Origin of the sequence: Labrys sedimenti (genome assembly GCF_034424805.1) — a bacterium.
Lineage (GTDB): Bacteria > Pseudomonadota > Alphaproteobacteria > Rhizobiales > Labraceae > Labrys > Labrys sedimenti.
Map to the genome: position 1 here is coordinate 729,119 of NZ_JAXOUF010000003.1, position 6,000 is coordinate 735,118.

The window sequence follows — 6,000 nt, forward strand, 5'->3', positions numbered from 1 at the left end:
CGGGTCAAGCCCGGCAATGACAAAGGTCGCGCCACTCCCGATCTGCATTGCGCCTTTGGCTTTGCAGGGCCTCGCTTGCTCTGTAAGAGGGGCGAGCCCTTTCCTCCAGAGCGTGATTTGGCGGAAAGGGCAGGAATCGCAAAGACGCGCTTTGCTCCAGGAGACTTCCCCATGGCCCTACTTCTGTGCATCACCCAGTGGGAGGTCGCCCCCTGGCTCGAGCGGCTGCGCCGCCTGGCGCCGGATCGCGACATCAGGGCCTGGCCCGATGTCGGCAATCCCGCCGACATCACCTATGCGGCGGTATGGAAGCAGCCGCCGGGCCTGCTGGCTGGCCTGCCCAATCTGAAGGGCATCATCTCGCTCGGCGCCGGCGTCGACCATGTCCTGTCCGATCCGACCTTGCCCAACGTGCCGCTCGGCCGCGTGGTGGACGACAATCTCACCACCCGCATGAGCGAATGGGTGGTGATGCATGCCCTCATCCATCTGCGCAACCAGACCGACTACTATCTGCTGCAACGCCAGAAGCTCTGGCGCGAGGTGATGCCCTCGCCGGCGGCCCATGAATTGCGGGTGGGGGTGATGGGGCTGGGTGTGCTTGGCGTCGATGCCATCGGCAAACTCAAGACCATGGGTTTCGATGTCGCCGGCTGGAGCCGGACGCCCAAGCAGATCGAGGGCGTGAAGACCTATGCCGGCGACGAGCTCGACGCCTTCCTTGGTCGCACGGATCTCCTGGTCAGCCTGCTGCCGCTGACGCCGGAGACCAGGGGTATTCTCAACCGGGCCCTGTTCGAGAAGCTTGCCCATGACGGCGTGCTCGGCGCCCCCATCCTGATGAATGCCGGCCGCGGCGGCCTGCAGGTGGAGGCCGACATCATCTCCGCGCTCGACGAAGGCGTGCTGCGGGCTGCGACGCTGGATGTGTTCGAAGCGGAGCCGCTTCCGGTGGATAACCCGCTCTGGGAGCACCCGCGCGTGACCATCTCCCCTCACAATGCCGCGATCTCGGACGAAGACGCGGTGGGGCGTTTCGTGCTGCGCCAGGTCGAACGCCACGAGCGGGGCCTGCCCTTCGAGGCGCCTGTGGATGCCGCCCGGCACTATTGATGCGAAAATGACCCGTCATTTCCCGTAATATTTTGATTTTGTTCGGGAAATTGAAGCCTGAGGATGTTTCGCGCGGATCGCTCCTTCGGCCTTCGGATGGCGGCGTGAAAATAATGTAACGTTGACGCCGCCGCCATACGGTCTTACCTAATGAGGGGGTGATCGCAGGGTGTGTCGTCAGTCATGGCTTGTGTTTGGCGGAGGCGATTTGGCCTCGTCGACGCAAGCCATGACTGGCGACACACGCTAAGGGTCACCACCCGGATGCAGGCCCCCTGGCCTGCCGTCTCAAGAAGCGGAGCGAAGCATGACGCTGCGTGTCTCAGGACAAAATCTCGACATTGGCGAAGCCTTGCGGACCCACGTTCAAGCGCGGGTTGCCGATAGCCTGTCGAAATATTTTGACCAATCCTACACCGGCCAGGTCACAGTAAAGAAGGAGGGCACAGGTTTTCGGACTGATTGCCGCATTCACCTTCCCACCGGGCTCACCCTTCAGACCGAATCGATCGCGCATGATCCCCATGCCAGCGTCGATCTGGCGACGGAACGCCTGACCAAGCGGCTCAAACGCTACAAGCACCGCATCAAGGATTATCATGCCGGCCCGGACAACGCGACCGCGGCCGAGTCCACCGACTACGTCATTACGGCACCGAGCGATGAGGAAAGCGCCGCCGAGGAGTTCACGCCGGTGATCGTGGCGGAGAACACCACCAAGATGAAGCGCCTGTCGGTGAGCGAGGCCGTCGTCGACCTCGATTTGACCGGCGCGGCGGCCCTCGTCTTCCGTCACGCTGGACATGGCCGCGTGAACGTGGTTTACCGCCGCCCCGACGGCCATATTGGCTGGATCGACCTGCCGCAGACAACGGCAGAGTCGACCTGACAGGCCCACCCGATCAAGCGCCCGCCTCCGAAGAATAGTTCTGAAGGGGCGGGCGCCAAGCTATTGAGCCGGCCCTTTCGCATGGGCTCCCGGCTCGAACCCCCACGAGGAATGCGATGCCTTTGAGTGATCTGCTGCCGCAGGATGCTGTGCTTCCGGCGCTGAGAGTAAACTCGAAAAAGCAGGCTCTGCAGGAAATCGCCGAACGTGCCGCTGCATTGACCGGCCTGGGCGAGCGAGAAATCTTCGATACGCTGCTTCAGAGGGAGCGCCTGGGATCGACCGGCGTCGGCAGCGGCATTGCCATCCCGCATGGCAAGCTGGCCAAGTTCAACCGGATCTTCGGCCTGTTCGCCCGCCTGGAGCGCCCGATCGACTTCGAGGCCCTGGACGGCCAGCCCGTCGACGTCATCTTCCTGCTGCTGGCGCCCGAAAGCGCCGGTGCCGATCACCTGCGAGCCTTGTCGCGCATTGCCCGCATGCTGCGCGACCCCGCCATCGTGCAGAAGCTGCGGGCCACCAGCGACGCGGCCGGCCTCTATTCGATCCTGTGCGAGGAGCCGGCATCGCACGCGGCGTGATGGATCGGAGAGCGGGCTTCCAGCCCGCTCTTTGAATGCAGATGCATGCAGGGGAGCAAGAGCGGGCAGGATGCCCGCGCTCCGCCCGTTCAGAAATCCCCGAGCCCCAAGACATCGGCCATGGAATAATAGCCGGGCTTGCGGCCGAAGCCCCAGAGTACGGCCTTGAGGGCGCCCCTGGCGAACATGGTGCGGCTTTCGGCCTTGTGCGAGAATTCGAGGCGCTCGTTCTCGCCGGCGAAGATCACGCTGTGCTCGCCCACCACGGTGCCGCCCCGCAGCGTCGCAAAGCCGATATGGCCCTTTTCGCGGGCGCCGGGATGGCCGTCGCGCACCCGGTCGGCATTGGCGTCGAGATCGATGCCGCGGCCGTCGGCGGCGGCTTGGCCCAGCATCAGGGCGGTGCCGGAGGGGGCATCGACCTTGCGGTTGTGATGCATTTCCAGGACTTCGATGTCGAAATCGGCATCCAGGCTCTTGGCGACGCGCTTGACCACGGCTGCGAGCAGGTTGACGCCCAGGCTCATATTGCCGGACTGCACGATCACGGCATGGCGGGCGGCGGCCCTGAGGCGGGCGAAGTCTTCCTTGGACAGGCCTGTGGTTCCGATCACATGGACGATACGCATCTGCGCCGCGAGGGCGGCCAGTTCGACAGTGGCGGCCGGGGCCGTGAAGTCGATGATGCCCTCGGCCGAGGTCAGCAGGCTGAGCGGATCATCGGTTACGATGACGCCGTTGGCGTCGAGCCCGGCAAGCCGGCCCGCATCCTGACCGATGGCGGGCGATCCCGTTCGCTCGATGGCGCCGGCGAGCACGACGCCAGGCGTCTCCGCGATCATGCGGATCAGGGTCTGCCCCATGCGCCCGGAGGCGCCTGCTACGACGAGCCGCATATCGGCCATGGTGAACTCCCAGAAAGTGTGATGAATCGTGAATTGCGGGCCGAAGATAGGGCCCTGGATTATCTCAACGCCCGCTCCATTATGATCGCCGTCGCCGGCGGTCCCTTGGCTCGGGCATAATAGGCCTGCCGCCTGGCGATTTCGTTGAAGCCGTGGCGCTGGTAGAGGCGAAGAGCCGCGACATTGTCTTCGGCGACCTCGAGGAAGACCTTGTGTGCGCCTGCCGCCGCGAGGCGGCCGAGATGGTGCTGCAGCAACAGGGTCGCCAGTCCCGCGCGGCGCGAGGACGGCGCGACGGCGACGGTAAGGATCTCGGCCTCATCAACCACCAGGCGCGACAGGGCAAAGCCGGTCGGGGCGCCCTTGCCGCCCGGGCGGGCGAGATGGGCAATCGTCAGGCGATCGGCCAGCATGCGCTCGAACTCATGCGCATCCCAGCCGCGCTCGAAACCCGAGGCATGGATGGCGGCAAGGCCCGCTGCATCGCCGGCCCTGGCATCGGTGACGACGGGAGGCTGTTTGCGGCCGAACCAGCTCATCGCCGTCTCCTCACTGCCGCGCGATCTGGCCGTTCTGCTGCGGCGTCGCGTCGGCTGGCTTGAGGTAGGTCGGCCTGGGCGGCGAGTCGGCGGGGTCGGCGAGCAGGCCGAGCCTGGCCACCCAGTCGATATCCGGCGCCGGGCTGGCATCGACGATCTGGCCGGCCGTACCGGCGGCCTTGGCTTCCTCGAACAGCAGCGGGGCGGCCGGCCCGGCCATCTTCACCGTCGCCGGGCCGAGCACGCGCGCGGCCTCGCGCAAGGGGATGCAGCCGGCCTCGACGATGCTGCGGCCGCGATTGGAGAAGAGTTCGAAATAGACATGGCCATGGCGCGCATCGATGGCGACGGCGACATGCTGGCCGTCATTCTCGTCGATATGGGGCGCGGCGATTGCCGCCAGCGTGGAGATGCCGACGCAGGGCACGCGCAGCGACAAGGCGAAGGCCCGCGCGGCCGAGATGGCGACGCGCAGCCCGGTGAAGGAGCCCGGCCCGACCGTGGTAGCGACCCGGTCGATCAGGGAAAACCCGCCCGACCGCTCGACGACATCGCGCACCAGCGGGATCAGCGCCTCGGCCTGGCCGCGCGCCATCGGCAATGTCTGCGAGACGATGGCGCCGTCGTCGGAATCGAACACGCTGGCCGAGCAGGCTTCGAGGGCTGTGTCGATGGCCAGGATACGCATGGAGAACACCTATGGCGCTTTACGATTTGGTGGATACCGGCAATCGCAATGACGCGTTCGAACGAGGAGCGAGAGCAAAAGAGCGCTTCCGTTTAAACGCGCTTTGCTCCAGGGGAGGGCCGGACCGTCCGGCAGTCGCCAAATTCCAGCGATATCGCAGGAGTTGGTGCCTGTGCAACGCTTTCCTGGGAATGCAGGCATCACAGGGGGCTCTCTCCCGGCAGCCCCTCTCCTAGGCATTTCATTCTCCAAATGCGACGCGCCCTAGAGCGTTTTGCGATTTGATCGAATCTCTTGGGATTGCAAAGACGCGTCGGAACAAAGAGTTAGAGAAAATAAGCGTTCACACTTAAACGCGTTTGGCTCTAGGGCACCAGCAGGTAGATCGGCAGATAGCCCTGGTTCTGCAGCAGTTCGACCAGTTCGGCCACCGGAAAGGCGGCCAGGAACAGGCAGGCATCCAGGAAGGTGCGCGTCACCAGCGAGGTCTGGATTTCCAGTGTCGGCACCGAGCGCCAGAGCGTGAAATTCGGCACGAAGCGCGGAACGCGGGCGCAATAGGCGTCATAGACCGCGCCGAACTTGTCGTGGAGGAACTGCTCCTCCTTGTGCGTCACGATGGTGAAGATCACCACCGTGATGGTGAAGACCAATGCCGCGGTGGTGACCGTGCCGAACTGGGCCCCGGCGCCGGCGGCACCGATGAAGGAGAAGACGTAGAGAGGATTGCGGCAGATCGAATAGGGGCCGTCCTCGACGATCAGCTGCTTCTTGCGTCCGCCGATATAGAGGGAGCACCAGGTGCGTCCGACAATAGCCACCACGATCAGCACCAGCCCGACGCTTTCGATGGTCTCGTGGAAACCGTGGCCGGCCTCATCCTGCCATAGGGAGTCGGTGAACAGCAGCACCACGAAGCCGAGTACGCCCAGGAGGCCGAGGACGATCCGGCGTATGGTCTGCACGGCATTGATGTCGACGGGAGTGCCGACATTGCCGCTGTCCTTGATATTGTTCATGAAACTACTCGATTGGGGTTCCGGTCGCGCGCGGCCAGCTCCCCGGCGTCACGCCAATGCCATCGTCCCGACACGGGACCGTCACGACTCTAGAGCAAAGCGCGTCTGGACGAAACGCCGTTTTGCTCCAACTCTTTGGTTCGGCGCGTCTTTGCGATTCCTGGCGATTCCGCCAAATCGCACTTTGCTCTAGATCACATACCCATAAATGGGATTCCCAAGGAAGCCGCGTTCTGATTCATTGATCTCGACTTTGGAGGTCGAGA

7 protein-coding genes are annotated in these 6,000 nt (G+C 64.3%); 3 read left to right on the forward strand and 4 right to left on the reverse strand.

Annotation, left to right across the window (positions count from 1 at the left end):
- Positions 1-171 precede the first annotated feature (171 nt).
- The 3 genes from U1R88_RS15015 to ptsN all read left to right on the forward strand — a co-directional run bounded on the left by U1R88_RS15015 (position 172) and on the right by ptsN (position 2,583).
- Positions 172-1,113 (forward strand): 2-hydroxyacid dehydrogenase, encoded by a 942-nt coding sequence (locus U1R88_RS15015; RefSeq protein WP_322431919.1) that lies wholly within the window; start codon positions 172-174, stop codon positions 1,111-1,113.
- Between the two features lie 307 nt (positions 1,114-1,420).
- Positions 1,421-2,002: a ribosome hibernation-promoting factor, HPF/YfiA family gene (hpf, locus tag U1R88_RS15020; protein ID WP_068290666.1), complete on the forward strand. Its 582-nt coding sequence runs from the start codon at positions 1,421-1,423 to the stop codon at positions 2,000-2,002.
- A 116-nt stretch (positions 2,003-2,118) separates the two neighbouring features.
- On the forward strand, positions 2,119-2,583 hold the full coding sequence (ptsN, locus tag U1R88_RS15025; protein ID WP_068290664.1) for a PTS IIA-like nitrogen regulatory protein PtsN: 465 nt from the start codon (positions 2,119-2,121) through the stop codon (positions 2,581-2,583).
- 89 nt (positions 2,584-2,672) lie between these two features.
- On the opposite strand, the gene dapB is transcribed toward ptsN, so the two are convergent.
- The 4 genes from dapB to U1R88_RS15045 all read right to left on the reverse strand — a co-directional run bounded on the left by dapB (position 2,673) and on the right by U1R88_RS15045 (position 5,734).
- On the reverse strand, positions 2,673-3,488 hold the full coding sequence (gene dapB / locus U1R88_RS15030) for a 4-hydroxy-tetrahydrodipicolinate reductase (RefSeq protein ID WP_202908490.1): 816 nt from the start codon (positions 3,486-3,488) through the stop codon (positions 2,673-2,675).
- Positions 3,489-3,547: 59 nt separating this feature from the next.
- On the reverse strand, positions 3,548-4,027 hold the full coding sequence (rimI, locus tag U1R88_RS15035; protein ID WP_322431920.1) for a ribosomal protein S18-alanine N-acetyltransferase: 480 nt from the start codon (positions 4,025-4,027) through the stop codon (positions 3,548-3,550).
- A gap of 10 nt (positions 4,028-4,037) precedes the next feature.
- Positions 4,038-4,715: a tRNA (adenosine(37)-N6)-threonylcarbamoyltransferase complex dimerization subunit type 1 TsaB gene (gene tsaB / locus U1R88_RS15040; RefSeq protein ID WP_068297440.1), complete on the reverse strand. Its 678-nt coding sequence runs from the start codon at positions 4,713-4,715 to the stop codon at positions 4,038-4,040.
- A 365-nt stretch (positions 4,716-5,080) separates the two neighbouring features.
- Positions 5,081-5,734, reverse strand: a complete 654-nt coding sequence (locus U1R88_RS15045; RefSeq protein WP_322431921.1) for a methyltransferase family protein — start codon at positions 5,732-5,734, stop codon at positions 5,081-5,083.
- Positions 5,735-6,000: the final 266 nt, after the last annotated feature.

Excerpts from the sequence above, each read along its gene's own strand:
- tsaB (WP_068297440.1), bottom strand. The coding sequence starts at position 4,715 with ATGCGTATCCTGGCCATCGACACAGCCCTCGAAGCCTGCTCGGCCAGC.
- U1R88_RS15015 (WP_322431919.1), top strand. The coding sequence starts at position 172 with ATGGCCCTACTTCTGTGCATCACCCAGTGGGAGGTCGCCCCCTGGCTC.
- hpf (WP_068290666.1), top strand. The coding sequence starts at position 1,421 with ATGACGCTGCGTGTCTCAGGACAAAATCTCGACATTGGCGAAGCCTTG.
- ptsN (WP_068290664.1), top strand. The coding sequence starts at position 2,119 with ATGCCTTTGAGTGATCTGCTGCCGCAGGATGCTGTGCTTCCGGCGCTG.
- U1R88_RS15045 (WP_322431921.1), bottom strand. The coding sequence starts at position 5,734 with ATGAACAATATCAAGGACAGCGGCAATGTCGGCACTCCCGTCGACATC.
- rimI (WP_322431920.1), bottom strand. The coding sequence starts at position 4,027 with ATGAGCTGGTTCGGCCGCAAACAGCCTCCCGTCGTCACCGATGCCAGG.
- dapB (WP_202908490.1), bottom strand. The coding sequence starts at position 3,488 with ATGGCCGATATGCGGCTCGTCGTAGCAGGCGCCTCCGGGCGCATGGGG.